Source organism: Litoribrevibacter euphylliae, from assembly GCF_042646085.1.
In the GTDB taxonomy this organism is placed as follows: Bacteria; Pseudomonadota; Gammaproteobacteria; order Pseudomonadales; family Litoribrevibacteraceae; genus Litoribrevibacter; species Litoribrevibacter euphylliae.
This window is the reverse complement of the sequence record NZ_JBHRSZ010000004.1, coordinates 1111332-1127894: the sequence shown is the minus strand read 5'-3', so window position 1 is coordinate 1127894 and position 16563 is coordinate 1111332. Positions and strand designations below refer to the sequence as shown.

Here is a 16563-nt window from a genome sequence, read left to right as displayed (position 1 = left end):
GCTCTTTAATCTTGCTTCTAACTGGTACATTATTCGGCTCCTTGGAGATAGAAATACATGGAGAGGAGTAGTGGATGAAAAAGTATTTCGAGAATTTAGCTAAGGCGTTATTAGGTTCATCTTTTAATGAACTGGATGACGTTGAGAAACGTGTAATTGGCAGCATTGCGGATCACACCACCGTTGCGGAAAATACCAACGACACGTTTTCTGAAAGCCTGACTTTTGGCCAGCGGGTCGCGGATAAGGTAGCTAAATTTGGTGGCTCGTGGTCATTCATTGGATTCTTTTTCTTACTTATCCTAGTCTGGATATTGATCAATACCGTCTTTCTTGTGTCGTCTGAACCATTTGATCCATACCCGTTTATTCTGCTAAACCTAGCACTTTCAACGTTGGCGGCATTTCAAGCGCCAATCATTATGATGTCTCAAAATCGTCAGGCGGCAAAAGATCGAATCAAACAAGATGCCACCTATGAAATGAATCTCAAACTTGAACTAGAGATCATGCGCCTGCATGACAAACTGGACGCCATCCGTGAGGAGCTTAAGCAGCAATGAATATGTTAGTTCTATTAATACTTTTAGTTGTTGCAATTGTTAGTATCCGGTTTCTGAATCGGGTCGTTAATAGCCTTGGTCAACTTAAATCCGTGAATCAGTATCGCACGAAGTACATCAACAAAACCTTGACCCTTGGGCTCATTGTTTTTTACTCCGTTCTTGGTTTTACCTTAATGGGAATTGAGTATTCGCAGGTAACGATTTTTCTTTCCTCGGTGTTTGCTGTGCTGGGGGTGGCATTGTTTGCTCAGTGGTCGATTTTGAGCAACATTACCGCAAGCCTGATCATTTTCTTTGCGTTTCCTTATCGAGTAGGGGATCGAATCAAAGTCGTTGATAAGGACGACGATATATGTGGAATAGTCGAAGAAATTTCCTTGTTTCATGTGTTGATTCGCAGGGACGACGATTTATTAACCTATCCAAACTCGTTGATCTTGCAGAAAGCGGTCATTAAGGTGGCTAAAACCCCTGAAACTAAAACTGCATCTGAAGTTAAAGAATCAGAAAAGCAGCCTAAAAAGCCCCGGACCGTGAAGAAAACTAAAACTGCCACCAAGTCTGAGGAAACTCCTAAATCTCCGCCTTCAGAGAAAAGCTGATTGGTTGATAGTATGTCTTTAGAGGTGCTTTAACACTGCCCAAGGGAACTCCTGATTAAGTTACGTTTTAGGCCCCGTTAAAATAAGGGCGAGGGTCAACCCAGAGGTTTTCCCTCGGCGTTGTGTTAGTTATTTGTCATTAAGTCGAATAGTTTCTATCGTTTGTGCCTTCAGTGTTGCTTCATCAAACACCATCGGGCGCCACACCAAATCACTGTAATTTTGCGTTTGATCGGTAAAGTACTCCGACTCTGGATCATGAGATTGCCCATAAGTCAGGAACATCTCGGCTTGCGGGCCTTCGTCATCAAATCTTAATGCCATGACAATACTGGCTCCGTAATTGATTCGATAGGCGTATTCATCGTTGCCGTCACCATTCTCATCCAACGCAAGTAACGGTGAATTATTGTTCACAAATGAACCTGTCACCGCATTAGCCAGATCTGAAGTGCTTCGGGAGGGCACTTTTGTCTCCGACATATTAAACAGTCCTTCATAGGAATAGCCGCCCGCAACAGGAATTGAATCTAAGCCTTCCGCCTTGATGGTGTATTGAACCTCTTGAAGCGGGGCATCTAGTGCAATGCCAGAGTTCGTTAGTAATGACGCTGCTTGCGCAAGAGCTTGTAGAATTGGATCATCGTCCGCTTGAGTTGTGTCTATGGCGACTAATCCTGATGGCGTTGTGGCTGCATTGTCTGGATCAAATGGAACCTCAAACAAACTGTCCGAAAGGCTTCTGTGAGTTGAGACTCGGAAGTTCGCCAGAAATTCTCTCATTAGATGGGCGCCACGGCTGTTCAGGTTATAGGTGCCATCCCAGTTTCTAAGTGCGTTACAGGCCGTTGTAAGGTCATAAACTGCACTGTTCAGATTCACGGTTGGGTATTGAGTGCAGCGAGCAACCAGATCGTTTCGGAAGTTCTGTCCGAATAACGACCCGTTATGGGTAAATACCGCTTTTAGTTCTTCGGTACTGAATTTTCCATCATTGCCGGATATTTCATTGCTGGTAATCAATTGCGCGTTATAACGTGTACGTGTGCTGCGGATGGTATCTTCCGGCCCGTACATCATGCTATAGCCTTCAAGCGGCGTGGTTAAATTGGTCAACCAATGACTGCTGTTGGCATTAAAGGCGTAATCGTTGGCAGTCATTTGTGGGGCGTTTTTGAACGGGACTAAACCGGGTGCGCCTGCATCATTGGTATCGACCCATTCATAAACGGTTTCATTACCAGGAAGGAGTACACTGCCAGCACCGTCTTGCCAAATTGGGGCTAACTGCGGAGATTGTGACGCTGCCGCCCAATAGGCTTCTGCTTGTGGCGACAGTTGAGGAACCTGGGTGCCATCGAGATAAGAGGCGCCACCATTTTCATCAATCATTAATGTATTCACCCAAGGGATGCCTTGATGCGTATTGAAGGCTTCGAAGAATTCATCACGTGATTCAGCTTTCCCCATTGCCATCCACTGCGCCAACATGCGAGTGTTGCCTGCGTTAGCATCACGATAGGTGATGGCTGTTTGTGTATTCCAACCTAATGCCGGTGACAACGAAGAAAGATTGATGATTGGCCCGTAATGGCTGAAGTAGAGGGTATACGGTATGGCTTGAACGCTACCATCGGCTTGTTTCACATCGACACTGACGGTTTTCGTGGTCATGTCCCGGTATTCAGCGCCGTAGCGATAACGAAGAGGGTTCGTAGGATCTAATTCCAGCTGATATAAGGTGAAGCGTTTGGACTGGGAAACCGTATGAGTCCAACCCAAGTGTTCATTGAAGCCGATAACAATAGCTGGTAAACCGACCATTCCCACTCCAGTGACATCCAGCTCTCCAGGAATCGTCAAGTGTTGTTCGTAGAATCTAAGCTCGCCATCCCAGGGAAAGTGCGGGTTGGCTAAAAGGGCACTTGCGCCTGATTCCACTTTATCTTGTCCGAGTGCCCAGCCGTTACTTCCTATGCCTTCTGAAGTAAACGTCTCTTGTGCGTCAAGTTGTACTGAAAGTTGTAGAGACGGTGCCTTTTTGTGGGGTTGATTTTGGGATGATGCGGCCACTGTTTGTGGAGGTTGCGCTGCTGGCATGGCTTTCAGAAAGTTTCGGGCACTGGCTAAACCGGCAAGATCCAAATGGTAGGCAAGCAGTTCGGTTTTTGTGATAGGCTGAACCCATTCTGCATCACGACAGGGGCTAGGATAGTCGCTTGGCGATGCTCGTTCTGTTAATGAACGATTGAATCCTGCGACATAACCTTCAATCACCTCTTTGGTGGTGTCTTCAAGCCCTGAATAGAGTGTCTCGGCTTGCGAAAGGTAATCCAGCCCTTTGTAACCTAAGTCTGTTAAGAGATTGGACTGTTGGTCGCCAACTCCCAAGTATTTGGACTTTTCACCTTTCAGTTTCAGGATTTGCTCTGAAAGCGTACAGAGGTTTTCTCTGGCTTGAGCATAGCCAATTCCGTAGCCCAGTCCTTGGTAGTCTTTTGCTGTGATGTGAGGAACATTGTGCTCTGTGTATCTGATGGTGGCTTTGTAATCTGAGGTTGCATCCCCATCGTCGTTACTGCAACCTAATAACAGACTGTAACCTAGCAAACACATAACTGTACGTGTGCGCATTGTATTATTTCCTTCTTATTTTTGTTTGTTTGCGTGAACTATTAAATGAGGAAATGACGGTTGAGTCGTCTGTTTCGATGGAACCGATAAAGTTGTTAAATACTATAATTATCAATTAGTTAATGGTTTGAATTGATCAATTCGAACCTTTTTCCATCGAGGTTGAAGTTTTTAAGAGGTTTTAATGTCTTACGGAGTTGGTACAACAGCCCTAGTGGCTCTTTGCCTAAGCGGTATTCTGTGGTTAGCAGCATTAAATTGGTTGGTTAAGCATACACACACCCGATTAACGACTGCATGGTTGGTTGGGCTAGCGTCGCTTGTGGTGCTTCAATCGTTAGAGTATCTCTATCATGCGAATGACCTTCATTATCGTTGGCCGTTTTTTCTAAAACTGGTTGATCCTTTGGTGATCCTAATGCCGTTCTGTTTGTACGGTTACATTCAGGCGTTATCAGGAAAGAATATCATTGCCCGCAAACTCGACCTGTTAAAGCATTGTTTTCCTGCAATAGTTGTTGCGCTTCTGGATGTGACTTATTGGAGCTTACCTTCTGCAGAAAAGATTGAAATGATAGCGTTAGTGATTTATGAAAACGAAACCTTGTGGCGATCTTATGCGCCATATGGCAACGTCTATCTGGCTATTATTGCGGCGTTAAGCTTGTTCTATTGGTGGTATCAACGTCGCCTTGGTTACCCGAGTCGTAAAGGTAAGTTGAACCAGTGGATTGATCAGTTACAGATGGTGCAGCTGGCTGTTGCGGTTTTGCTATTCATTCGGATTTTTGCAAGTGAAGTTTTCGGCTGGTATTTCTCTGCCGTATTTTTTATGGCACCTGTGTCGGCTTATCTTGTCTATTTGTTTTTAAGTCAGAGTCAGTTACCACAAGCGGCCAAGAAAACAATCATTAAGTCCTTACCTGATAGTGAAACTGAAGATGAGGGAATCGATGATGCATTAGTGAAAATGTCCTTAACTGAACCCCATGAACCAACTCAAACAGACGATGTTCGTTGGCAATGCTTCGAGCGATTGAAAGTTCTTATTGAGGAGGGGGCTTATCGTGAGAATGAAATATCGTTGACTGTACTATCTCAGCGCTGTGAACTAACAACGCACCAAGCATCTGAAGCAATCAATTATTGTGCGCAATGTAATTTTTATGAATGGATTAATTCCTTCAGGGTTGAGGCTGCAAAACAGGCACTGAGAGATACATCTGAGCCTGTCGGGAAAATTTGTTATGAGGTAGGTTTTAACTCAAAATCTACCTTCAATACCGCATTCCGAAAACGAGTGGGTTGCACACCTACTCAGTATCGAAAGAAATCTTGATATTACATTAATTTATTTACGTAACTATATGATAAATAATGGTATATTACTTTTATGGCTTTGTTAGAGTTTTCTCAAAAGCTAATGACGATGGATGAAACAACATGGGCACAGCATGCAAATCCATGGAGTGTCTATTCTCGTTTTACCATTCTGCCGTTACTGTCCTTTGCGCTTTATTCGCGTGAATGGCTAGGATGGGGTGCGTTAATCCCGTTGTCATTCGTGATGTTTTGGATTTGGTATAACCCAAGAGCGTTCAACGCACCTAAGTCTACGAACAATTGGGCGTCTAAAGGGACATTTGGTGAACGTATTTATCTACGGAAGGCGCAGCTAGAACTTCCTAAACATCATCTTCAAATGGCTAATGTCCTACTGGCCCTAACGTTTGTGGGTATGCCAATCTTGATTTATGCGCTTTATATTAATGAAATAGGTTGGATCCTTTTCGGCAATGCCATGGTGATGTTACCAAAAGCTTGGTTTGTGGATCGCATGGTTTGGTTGTATGAGGACATGAAGGATTCTGATCCTGAGTTTCAATCTTGGCTGAAAGACTAATACGTTAGATCTTAGGAGGACGACATGGATTTCAAATCTATACCTGTGTTACGCATTTTCGACATTGTTGAAGCCAAAGCATTCTACCTTGATTATCTTGGGATGACTCTGGACTGGGAGCATAAGTTTGACGATGAGTCACCAACCTATATGCAGGTTTCTCGAGGGCCTATGGTGTTCCATTTAACTCAGCATTATGGTGACTGTTCTCCGGGCGCCAAGTTGTTTATTCATGTCTCAGATCTCGAAACCTTGTACGCAGAGCTGGATGAAAAGAATCACTCCTATAATCGCCCATGCATTGATATTGCCCCTTGGGGTGATCGACATTTTACGGTGGTTGATCCATTTTCAAATAAAATATTATTCAATGAAATTAAGTGGTTAACAGAAAAAATTAAAGTTAATAATTAAGGATGTTTTGACGAATGGCCGAAATCAAATTTACACGAGAAGAGAAGGACCTCATTGTTCAAAAGGTAAAAATGTACTTTAGGGAAGAGTTAGATCAGGAGATCGGCCAGTTTGATGCTGAATTCTTATTAGACTTTTTTACAGAAGAAATCGGCCCTCACTTTTTCAATAAAGGGTTGGCGGATGCAAAAACCATTATTGATCAACATGTCTTGAATATTGAAGATGCCTTGTACGAAATTGAGATGGCAGTGCCTAAGTAGGTGGGGAAAGGGGCTGTCATTGCCCCTTTCGTTTTTACTGAACTCATTCACTTAAGTTAAGGGTTATTAATTACTGACTGTTTCTGATCAAGTAATCAAATGCACCCAAACTGGCTTTTGCACCTTCGCCCATCGCAATGATGATTTGTTTGAATGGTACCGTTGTTACATCACCAGCTGCGAATACGCCTCTAACATTTGTTTCACCATGAGAGCCTACCTCAATTTCACCATGTTTACTTAAAGTCACGCCTGAATCTTTCAGCCACTCGGTATTAGGGACCAAACCGATTTGAACGAAGATACCGGCGACTTCAACCTCTTTGATTTCATCCGTATTACGGTCTTTGTATTTAAGCCCGGTAACACGAGTTCCATCACCAATCACTTCTGTGGTTTGAGCCATTTTGATGATCTCGATATTTGGCAAACTGTTTGCCTTATCGATCAACACCTGATCCGCCCGAAGGGTATCTGCAAACTCAAGGACAGTAACGTGTTCTACGATACCGGCCAAATCAATGGCGGCTTCGATACCTGAGTTACCACCGCCGATGACAGCTGTTTTCTTGCCTTTGAATAGGGGGCCGTCACAGTGCGGGCAGTAGGCGACACCTTTATTGCGGTATTCTTGCTCACCTGGCACATTCATTTCTCTCCAACGTGCGCCTGTGCTTAAAACCACACTCTTACTTTTAACGGTCGCACCGCTGGCAAGTTCGATATGGACTAAACCGTCTTCGGTTTTATCAGCACTGATTAACTTAGTAGCACGTTGTTCTGTCATTAAGTCGACTTCGTATTCTTTAACGTGCTCTTCTAGGCTTGCTGCAAGTTTTGGCCCTTCGGTGGCTTTGACTGAGATAAAGTTCTCAATAGCCATGGTGTCCATCACTTGGCCGCCGAAGCGCTCTGCAACGATGCCTGTACGAATGCCTTTACGTGCCGAGTAGATAGACGCTGCTGCACCTGCAGGGCCGCCACCTACCACCAACATATCGTAAGGCGCTTTTTCGTTGATTTCAGATGCTTGGCGTTTTGCCGCACCGGAATCTAATTTGTTTAAAATTTCTTGTAACGAACTGCGACCTTGGCTGAACACTTCACCGTTAACGAATACGGTAGGAACAGCCATGATTTCGCGTTCTTTCACTTCATCCTGGAATGATGCGCCATCAATCATGGTTGCTCGAATACGAGGGTTGATGGCTGACATCATGTTGAATGCTTGAACGACGTCTGGGCAGTTCTGACAAGACAACGAAATATAAATCTCAACATTCAAGCGATCGTTTTCTTCTGGACAAAGGCCCGCGATTTGTTCAATGGTCGCTTGATCTAACTTCATTGGGTGGCCGCCAGAGTGTAACAAGGCCAACACTAATGAAGTGAATTCATGACCCATTGGTAAGCCTGCAAAACCAATAGCGGTGTTCTTGTCTTGATTGACCACTTGCATGATCGGTTTGCGATCACTGGCAGATGGATCATCCACGACACTGACTTTGGAATTCAAACTGGCAATGTCGTCTGCTAAACCTTTCAATTTACGAGCAGTATCACTGTCATCAAGGCTTAGTACCAATTGGATGTCATTCTTCAAATTTTCTAAGTAGGCTTTAAGCTGTTGCTTCATTGCTTGATCTAACATAGTGATACCTTTCTATTCGCTTGGCGTTTCTCGTAATGTGGAAACGTAATTAATTATGTGTGCTCCTTGTGAGAGCTGCTTTGTTGTCTTTGTTTGTACTTTTCACATGTACTAACGGGCGAAAGTACTAATGGGGAAAAGTACTAATGGTTGAAAGGAGCGCTATGTAGGAGCCAAGAGACTCCTACATGTTCTTATCTAATCAGCAAAGGAAAATTAGATTTTGCCTACTAGATCCAGAGAAGGAGCCAATGTTTCTTCACCTTCTTTCCACTTAGCAGGGCAAACTTCACCTGGGTGTGCTGCTACGTACTGAGCGGCTTTCACTTTGCGAAGTAGATCTTCTGCGTCACGACCGATGCCTTCTGCCGTTACTTCCATCGCCTGGATCACACCTTCAGGATCAACCAAGAAGGTTGCGCGATCTGCAAGACCTTGACCTTCACGCATTACACCGAAGTTGTTGGTGATCGTGCCGGTTTGGTCACCCAGCATGAAGTAGTTGATTTTGCCGATGGTGTCTGAGCTGTCGTGCCATGCTTTGTGAGTGAAGTGTGTGTCAGTTGATACTGAGTAAACCTCAACACCTAGCTTTTGAAGCTCTTCGTAATGATCTGCCAAGTCACCTAGTTCCGTAGGACATACGAAAGTGAAGTCAGCAGGATAGAAAAAGAAAATAGCCCATTTACCTAGTACATCAGCATCGCTTACTTCAACGAATTCACCTTGACGAAAAGCAGTTGCGTTGAATGGAAGAATTTTTGAGTTCACTTTAGCAGTCATAATAATATCCTCTGTTTGTATATGTGATTTGAGCGTGTTGCCCATCTCTTGAATCGACAAATCTATTGTTATCCAAACAGAGGTATATGAAAAATTGATAGTTGTTATGGGAGTGATAGGTTGTTTCTATTGGTGGTTGTGGATGGCGATAGATATCAATTATCAAAGGCTATAGAAAGTTTTGATTCGGCTAAGAAGGATAGAAAGACGTAAGTAAAGAAGGGGGGAAGGAAAAGAAAAACCGGAAAGGAATACAAAAGCGGTGGTCTGAGCCACCGCATATTGAGACTGTTTGAATGACTAAACAACTTCGAACGTCATATCAGATTTCTCAGTCAGGCGAGTAAGCAGTTTATCGCCAAGAATGGTTGATGGCGTCCAGAAACCACCTGCAACATCGTCTTTGCTAATGTCCAGAGATAAACAGGCCGCCGCTTGGCCGAGCATCTTGGACGTAGAACCATAACCAGGATCGCCTTGGCCAGTGACTTTTACTTTGATTTCTTGTCCGTTGTCATTCTTACCCACAAACCTAAGATCAAAATAGCCATTCACTTGTTCCTCCGGGCTTGGGCCTTCACCTGGCTTTGGTAGCACGAAGCGCTCTAGTAACCAACGTGTTGGAGGAATTGCTGCACCAACTAGGAAGCCAGCCAGACCTGCTACGATGGCATTGGCCATAAGACGGCCTTTCAGTCCATTGCCCACCAACATGGCTTCATCGTATTTAAAGTTATTGCCGTATTTTGCGTCCAGTAAACCATTTGATCTATGAACCACGCGGGTATTAATCGCAGCCATCACGAATGGCGCCGACCACTTGTTAAAGTCGTTATCAAACTCGGCGGAGTTTACATTGTGCTGACGTGTTTTGAATGGATGACCTTCCGGGCAGATGGAGTAGGGGTTAGCCAATTCTTTACGAAGCTGAGGGTTGCCAGTGGCTTCTTTGGTGATGTTCACCATGCTTGCAACTGTGCCACCAGATGCGCCACCTTTGGCCGCTTTAACGCGCATCTTGATGTTATTACATGGTGAGCCCAGTGTCGCTTCTGCTTGCTGCTGAAGGAAATACACACCCATGTCAGATGGAATAGAGTCAAAGCCGCAGCAATGTACGATACGCGCGCCGGTTTCTTTGGCTTTGGCTTCGTATTTTCGAATCATGCGATTGATCCACTGAACTTCGCCTGTTAAATCGCAATAGTCGATGCCTGTTTCGCAGCACACTTTAACCAGTGGCTCACCGTATAGTGCGTACGGACCAACAGTAGAAACAATTGTACGGGTCTGTTTGCACAGAGCATGGAGCTGGTCTTCATCGGCGGCATCGGCCGTTAGGACATCAAGATCCTTAGCTTTAGCACCCAGTGTGCTTTTAAGGGCGTCTAATTTTGATTGTGAACGACCAGCAATGGCCCACTTCAGTTGTTCTTGGTCAGGCCCGTTAAACGTGTCATTGAGATAGTGCGTGAGAATGTCACCCACAAAACTGGTAGCGCCAAAGACGATCAAGTCATAGGTTTGATCACTCATGAATTGCTTCCCTTATTCTGATGGCTTTTTAGAGTTATAGGCCACAAACTTTCAAGCGAATTACTTGAGATGTCAATTAATTTTTTGGAGCAGGAGAGAGGAAGAGTGGACAAGAAATAGCAATGTAAGACAAAAAACGCCGCATTACGTGGGGTTGTAATGCGGCAAACTGCCTAAATGGATCGATTAGGAAGGAATTTTTTAAAGTATTAATCGTTTAATGAATCGACGATGTTACAGGCATTTGTACTGTTTAAGTCGAATGGCATTTCCATTGCGCTTAAACGGTTACCGAAGTTTGAACCTGTTTCTTGAAGTAATCCTTTTTCAGTTACTAATACTTGATAACCACTAAATAATGGTGCTTGTCCGATTGCTAGAGAGCTTGGTGAGTTAAATGCTAAAGCCCCAGTGTCTGAATGCTCTTGGAAAGACTCGTTGCCTTGAGCATCGACCTCACGTTCAACATAGATGATCTTTCCACCTAGGTAGCTCGTTAACGCCACGCCGCCACAGTAAGGCATGATGTCGTCAACGATGGTTGCCAAGCCGCCTTGCCACACAAGGGTTTCATTCGGTTCAGCCAGGCCGTTTACTTCAAGGTGAGTAGGAACATTACCGGCTTCATCAAACTGATAGCGTTTAACCGCATTGCCGTCTGAAACAAATAGGTAATTGTCTGCTACACGAACACCGTTTGGTGTAGAGAGACCATGGTTCACACCGACAAAGTTTTTTTCGACAGTGCTTATACTTGGTAAATCACCAGAGAAATCCAACTCGATTTTCGCGACACCAGATGCAGAGAATGGATTGTAATCCGCTACCAATAAATCACCGGTTGGCGAGAAAGCAAGTCCATTGGGAAGGAACAATGAGTCATATGGGTCGTTTGAACTTGGGCTGATCCGCTGGAATTGAATGTCATGGTCATTCAGGTTCGCTGCGACTAAATGGTTATTAGTGAAAATAATCCACTTGGTTTCAACGCAAGAACTGATTACCCAGTTGTCTTTTTGAGCAATGCCGGTGAAATTACATTCAATTTCATTGCCGTTATCGTCCAGATACAGGGATCGTTTTTCGTAGGAGCCGTTTGGCTTGGTTATTTGATAGATATTGTCACCGCCAGAAACGATTAAACGGCCATCCGTAGTAAATAAGATGTTTTCCGCGTCTCCAACGTGAGTAATTGAGGTTTTATCAACGCAGCCTGTGGTCAATACCACACAGCCGCCAAGTGCCATAGCTTTTAGGATACTCATCGCTTTTCCTTATTTTATTTTTATATTCAGCGAATTGTTTATGTTCCCTAATCATTATTGAGTCATGCGTATCTTCAAACTATCCAAACGGGTAGGTGAGGTTTAATCTGCCTAAAGAGCAGGGGGAAGGTTTTTGATTTTGTGAAACAACTCTCTCTTTATGAGCTCCTACAGCCGTGGTACTTTAGCGCTTCGTTTATTTGCTCCGATTTTTAAAGGTATTTTTTCGAATGGATCAGTCTGTTATGGATCAATCTTTGTTGATTGCTGTATTTGGTGTTGTGGGAATTGTTTTAGCTGCTGTTACGAGTTATTTAGTGGCTACCTCAAAAATGAAGAAGCAGCTAGAGCTAGAGCTGCTTGAGAAGACCCGGCTTCAGTCTGAACTTTCAAATTTTCAACAACGACTATCAGAGGTAGAGTCTCAATCTCGCCACTATCAGGAAAAGCTCGAACAACACGTATCAGCCTATTCAGAGCTTAACGAAGCCAAACATTCCATAGAGCAAGTCGTAGGGCGTCTTTCGACCCAGCTAGAGTCCGAGCAGCTTCAATTGACTCAATCGAAAGAACGCGAACAAGCCAAGCAAGCCCAGTTTGAGAAAGAGCAAGAGAGATCCCATCAGTTAACCAATGAACTCTCGAACGTAAAAGCAGAGGCTTCAAAGCATCTGACACAAGCTAATCAGTTAATGAGTCAATTGGATGAGCTCAAAGGCAAACTGGCAGACAGAGAGAGTGACCTCCAGCAGTTGCATCTTGCTCAATCTCAACTGAAAGCCGATTACGCGGAATTAAAAACATCCTTGGATGAACGAGATAATAAGCACAAAGAACAACTGCAGCTGCTTGAAGACAATCGTGCGCAATTGGCAAAAGACTTTGAAAATCTTGCCAATAAGATCTTCGAAGAGAAAGGTAAGAGCTTTACGGAAACCAGCAAGCAATCCATTGATGCCATGCTGACACCGTTTAAAGAACAAATGTCCGAGTTTAAGTTGCGAGTAGAAGCAATTCATACCGAAGATACGAAAGCAAAAGCCAGCTTATCCCAAGAGCTTGAGCACCTGCGTAAGCTAAATCAACAAATTACCGACGAAGCCAGCAATCTAACCAAAGCGCTTAAAGGCGATAATAAACAACAGGGTTCTTGGGGCGAACTGCAAGCAGAAATGATTCTGGAAAGCTCCGGTTTAAGTAAAGGTCAGGAGTTTGAGCGGGAAGCTAACTTTAAAGACGAAGAAGGCAAAAACAAACGCCCTGACTTGATCGTTAAACTTCCTGGTAGCAAGTCCGTAATCATCGATAGTAAAGTCTCCTTGGTGGCGTATGTGAATTCTGTAGAAGCCGAAGATGAAGCGACCAAGAAGCAATATTTAGACGCCCATGTCGCCTCTATCAGAGCGCACATTGACAGCTTGTCTTCCAAAGATTACACCAACTTGATTGGTATGAACTCACCGGACTTTGTGTTGATGTTTATGCCGATTGAACCTGCGTTTCTTGCTGCCGTAGAGCATGACAGAACCTTGTTTAATTATGGCTTCGAACGAAATGTGGTATTAGTGACCCCAACAACCTTGTTGCCGATTGTTCGTACCGTGGCCAACCTTTGGGTGATGGAGCGAAGCAACGAACAAGCGCGTCAGATTGCTGATCAGGCGGCGGATGTGTACAACCAGTTATGTGTGATGGCGGATCGTTTAAATAAAGTAGGTAATGGCTTAAAGACGGCGACCAATGCCTACAATGGTGCGGTAACCGCAATGGCCGGACAACAAGGCTTGTATCCGAAAGTAGCTAAGTTTAAGGATCTTTCCGTCAAAGTGTCCAAGTCATTACCAGAACCGAATGAATCCGTGCCTGAAGTCGAAAATGGTAAGTTAGATTTGATTGTGCCTGAGCTGGAAAACTAAGCTGCCTTCTTGCAAACCTCCTTGTATTTCTCCGGTGTTGTATTAGCTTTTTAGGAATAATCATAAAAAGCAAACCCGTTGGATCAAGGAGGCTCCCGTGACCATCCGCAAAACATCTTTTGTACCAGTATTACCCAAGCACTTTTCTCTTTCTGTTTTAGCCTTTTGTAGTGTGGCGGCCTCCTGTGTTGTGTCCACTGCCCAAGCGGTAGAGGGGTATCCCGATCACTTTCTAGATCGTGAACAAACCATCTTTATTCATGGTGTGATTTGTGGTGATTTTAAGAATCCGCGTTCGTTAAAACCTTCCGGTATCTATTCCAACTCTCAATCCATCGAAATGGGGACTTACTACTTTGGTAGTAAGTACGGAAATTTTTCGTACACCATGGCCCCCATGGAAGGACAACCAGATTACGTAATGAAGCGAGGACTACTGACGAACGGTGAGACAGATAAGACCAAGATGAAAATTGATCTTTGTATTGTCAAAGATGTTCCGTCGTTACCTGCGCAAACACGTAAGAATCTCAATACCACAAAGCTGGAAGCGAACGACGCTAACTGGTCAAAAACCATGGATCAATACGCCATGGTTACTGGTAGACCAGCATTTGCTCCTAATCAATATGAAAACCCACGAGCTGTCGCAACAAATCTCAATCATGACCAACAAGTTTATGATGCAAATCAGGCTTATTTAAAGGCAGTGCAAGTACACTTCGATTCCGAATCAGCAAGGATCGCGAACGATATTCCAGAAAAATTAAAACAAGCCATTCAATACGCGCATCAGGAAGATGGTTTTCTTAAGACGAAAACCTACCCAGTGGTTGAAAAACCGGCCGTTTGGACGCCAACGTCTGAGCGACGTTACAACGACGATATGCACCGGTTGAACACTGAAAAAGCGTTCGATCAGGTCATTCAACAGAACTTTGACTGGTTATTTGGTTTGGTTGGTAAAGACAACGAACTCTCGTCTGTTGCGGTAGATACTCAAACAACCAGTGATTGGGTAGGGCAACAGTTGAAACGAAAAGTCATCGCCATTGCCAAGTTTGAGAATGGCAAGTCGTTGGAACTGGACTTTGTGATCTCGTCAGAAAAAGTTGATTCAAAGGTCTTTGATTCACTGGATCAGATTCAGGAAAAATCCAATCGCGAACGAAACAGCATGATCGTAAAAGCCAAGAAACAAAGGGAACTGGTTGAGGTTTCGGATGCCCAATCCGTGGATGTATACAGTCCATTGGAGAAAGTGCATTTATTTTTCTCGCCATTCCGGTCAAAGCCGTTAGGAGAAACGTATCGTTATCAATGATCAAACAACCTATCTGAATTACGCGCCCGCCGCAGATAGGAATAAGCAACCCATTTGGCAGGTATTGCAAGCGTACCTGCCGTCTAATCAATCTGTACTTGAAGTCGCCTCGGGTTCGGGGCAACACGCGTTGTATTTTACCCAGCAGAACCCACAATTACGTTGGCAGTGTACCGAATTGTCTGACGCACGGGATGCACTTCAAATCAATCTCAATGAATTGTCTGTGTCTAAGTTTCCGCCAGTAAAGACCTTGGATGTGTTAAATGACTATTTTGTATCCGAGATAAAGGCATTGGCTTCGTTCGACTGCTTATACACATCGAACAGTCTTCATATTATGAGTTGGGACGGTTGTCTGGCATTTATGTCTTTAGCCTCGCAGGTTTTACCTGAAGGTGGTGTATGTGCGATTTATGGGCCGTTTCTGTATGACGATCAACCGGTTCAAAGTAACATCGACTTTAGTGCCTGGTTAAAAGAACGGAATCCTGAATCTGGTGTGAGAGATATTAAAGAAGTAGAAAAAGGGTTTCGTGAAGAAGGGTTTGAATTTTTAGCCGATCACGCCATGCCTGCGAATAATCGGCTGCTGATATTCAAAAAGTCTTCGAATTAGTCATTCCACAACCAAGCTGCGCCTCGAACACCGCTGGAATCCCCGTGCTTGGCTTTAACGATGGGTGTATGGATGGTGTCTGAGAAGACGTATTCCTGAAGGTAGTTAGGAACAAGCTCATATAGCTCATCAATGTTCGACATGCCGCCGCCGAGGACGATGATGTCCGGGTCCACGATATTGATCACACCTGTCAGACTGGCGGCTAGCATTTTTGCGTAAGTATCCAAATGTTTTTGAGCTAGAGAATCCCCGGTTCGAGCTAGGTTTACGATCTCTTCTGCATTGACTGGTGAGATCGTTTTCGTCGATGACTGCTCTAAGAAGCGTTTTTCAAAGGCCGGGCCGGAGAGGTAGGTTTCGATACAGTCTTCTTTGGAGCAGTAACATGGTTGCTGCTCAAGTTTGAAATGGGGAAGTGGGTTGTGCCCCCATTCACCCGCGATGCCATTGAGGCCATTCACTAGTTGATGGTTCATCACCAAACCACCGCCAACCCCTGTGCCAATAATGACGCCAAAGGCGTTGGTCGTTCCTTTAGCGGCACCATCACAAAATTCAGACCATATAAAGCAGTTTGCGTCGTTTGCGAGTTTAATTGGGCGATTTAACCTTAATGCCAAGTCTTTATCTAACGGTTTGCCAATCAAACATGTGGAATTGGCATTTTTAATGGTGCCAGTGTCTGAGGACAGAGTTCCAGGAATGCCGATGCCCACAGGCGTATTGGCCGGAGCGTAGGGAAGGGTTTGAGCTACTAGCTGTTCGATGGTGTTGACCGTGGCTGCATAGTCACCTTTGGGTGTCGGTAAGCGTTCCCTAAACACAATTTGGTGGTCTTCTGAAATCACCACGCACTCAATTTTTGTACCGCCTAAATCTATCCCTATCTTCATACGCACCGCAGCTTAAACTCTTGTTTATGGTTCTGATGTTTCTGGCAGAAGTGTAACGATTCCTTACTGAAGACGCGACTTTATCCAAGCAATTTAAAAAGTAATGTATGTTGATTGGTGAAAAATTAAACAGCGCTTTTATTAATCTCGGTCAATGTTTCAAATTTCAAATCCGACTAAATTGATAAAGT

General features: G+C 44.2%; 15 protein-coding genes. 9 read left to right on the top strand and 6 right to left on the bottom strand.

Annotated elements, in window-relative coordinates; all coding sequences use genetic code 11:
- Window positions 1-74 precede the first annotated feature (74 nt).
- Entirely contained in the window at window positions 75-563 is a 489-nt protein-coding gene (locus ACFOEK_RS12740; protein ID WP_386721490.1) for a DUF1003 domain-containing protein, read from the top strand.
- Complete coding sequence (locus ACFOEK_RS12735; protein WP_386721488.1) at window positions 560-1168, top strand: mechanosensitive ion channel domain-containing protein; 609 nt, start codon at window positions 560-562, stop codon at window positions 1166-1168. The genes ACFOEK_RS12740 and ACFOEK_RS12735 overlap by 4 nt, the downstream gene beginning before the upstream one ends.
- 129 nt (window positions 1169-1297) lie before the next feature.
- Here the strand turns inward: ACFOEK_RS12735 and ACFOEK_RS12730 are convergent, their stop codons facing one another.
- Window positions 1298-3802 carry a penicillin acylase family protein gene (locus ACFOEK_RS12730; RefSeq protein ID WP_386721486.1) on the bottom strand — a complete coding sequence of 835 codons (2505 nt, stop codon included), beginning with the start codon at window positions 3800-3802 and terminating at the stop codon, window positions 1298-1300.
- Between the two features lie 184 nt (window positions 3803-3986).
- Here ACFOEK_RS12730 and ACFOEK_RS12725 point away from each other — a divergent pair, with 184 nt between their 5' ends.
- The 4 genes from ACFOEK_RS12725 to ACFOEK_RS12710 all read left to right on the top strand — a co-directional run bounded on the left by ACFOEK_RS12725 (window position 3987) and on the right by ACFOEK_RS12710 (window position 6382).
- A complete protein-coding gene (locus ACFOEK_RS12725) occupies window positions 3987-5141 on the top strand; it encodes a helix-turn-helix domain-containing protein (protein WP_386721484.1) in 1155 nt (384 codons plus the stop codon).
- Between the two features lie 90 nt (window positions 5142-5231).
- The gene (locus ACFOEK_RS12720) at window positions 5232-5705 is read left to right on the top strand and encodes a DUF6653 family protein (protein WP_386721482.1); all 474 of its coding nucleotides are present in this window, start codon (window positions 5232-5234) and stop codon (window positions 5703-5705) included.
- A gap of 24 nt (window positions 5706-5729) precedes the next feature.
- The gene (locus ACFOEK_RS12715) at window positions 5730-6119 is read left to right on the top strand and encodes a glyoxalase superfamily protein (RefSeq protein ID WP_386721480.1); all 390 of its coding nucleotides are present in this window, start codon (window positions 5730-5732) and stop codon (window positions 6117-6119) included.
- Between the two features lie 14 nt (window positions 6120-6133).
- Entirely contained in the window at window positions 6134-6382 is a 249-nt protein-coding gene (locus ACFOEK_RS12710) for a DUF2164 domain-containing protein (protein WP_386721478.1), read from the top strand.
- A gap of 70 nt (window positions 6383-6452) precedes the next feature.
- Here ACFOEK_RS12710 and ahpF read toward each other — a convergent pair whose 3' ends face one another.
- The 4 genes from ahpF to ACFOEK_RS12690 all read right to left on the bottom strand — a co-directional run bounded on the left by ahpF (window position 6453) and on the right by ACFOEK_RS12690 (window position 11617).
- Window positions 6453-8033 (bottom strand): alkyl hydroperoxide reductase subunit F, encoded by a 1581-nt coding sequence (gene ahpF / locus ACFOEK_RS12705; protein WP_386721476.1) that lies wholly within the window; start codon window positions 8031-8033, stop codon window positions 6453-6455.
- Between the two features lie 216 nt (window positions 8034-8249).
- On the bottom strand, window positions 8250-8816 hold the full coding sequence (gene ahpC, locus ACFOEK_RS12700) for an alkyl hydroperoxide reductase subunit C (protein ID WP_386721474.1): 567 nt from the start codon (window positions 8814-8816) through the stop codon (window positions 8250-8252).
- Window positions 8817-9116: 300 nt separating this feature from the next.
- Entirely contained in the window at window positions 9117-10352 is a 1236-nt protein-coding gene (locus ACFOEK_RS12695; protein WP_386721472.1) for a saccharopine dehydrogenase family protein, read from the bottom strand.
- Window positions 10353-10561: 209 nt separating this feature from the next.
- Window positions 10562-11617, bottom strand: coding sequence for a hypothetical protein (locus ACFOEK_RS12690; RefSeq protein WP_386721470.1), 1056 nt, complete (start codon window positions 11615-11617; stop codon window positions 10562-10564).
- 230 nt (window positions 11618-11847) lie between these two features.
- Here ACFOEK_RS12690 and rmuC point away from each other — a divergent pair, with 230 nt between their 5' ends.
- The 3 genes from rmuC to ACFOEK_RS12675 all read left to right on the top strand — a co-directional run bounded on the left by rmuC (window position 11848) and on the right by ACFOEK_RS12675 (window position 15476).
- Window positions 11848-13533, top strand: a complete 1686-nt coding sequence (gene rmuC, locus ACFOEK_RS12685) for a DNA recombination protein RmuC (RefSeq protein WP_386721468.1) — start codon at window positions 11848-11850, stop codon at window positions 13531-13533.
- A gap of 97 nt (window positions 13534-13630) precedes the next feature.
- Window positions 13631-14857 (top strand): hypothetical protein, encoded by a 1227-nt coding sequence (locus tag ACFOEK_RS12680; protein WP_386721466.1) that lies wholly within the window; start codon window positions 13631-13633, stop codon window positions 14855-14857.
- Complete coding sequence (locus ACFOEK_RS12675; RefSeq protein WP_386721549.1) at window positions 14844-15476, top strand: DUF938 domain-containing protein; 633 nt, start codon at window positions 14844-14846, stop codon at window positions 15474-15476. The genes ACFOEK_RS12680 and ACFOEK_RS12675 overlap by 14 nt, the downstream gene beginning before the upstream one ends.
- On the opposite strand, the gene ACFOEK_RS12670 is transcribed toward ACFOEK_RS12675, so the two are convergent.
- Window positions 15473-16372 carry an ROK family protein gene (locus tag ACFOEK_RS12670; RefSeq protein ID WP_386721464.1) on the bottom strand — a complete coding sequence of 300 codons (900 nt, stop codon included), beginning with the start codon at window positions 16370-16372 and terminating at the stop codon, window positions 15473-15475. The genes ACFOEK_RS12675 and ACFOEK_RS12670 overlap by 4 nt on opposite strands.
- Between the last annotated feature and the right edge of the window lie 191 nt (window positions 16373-16563).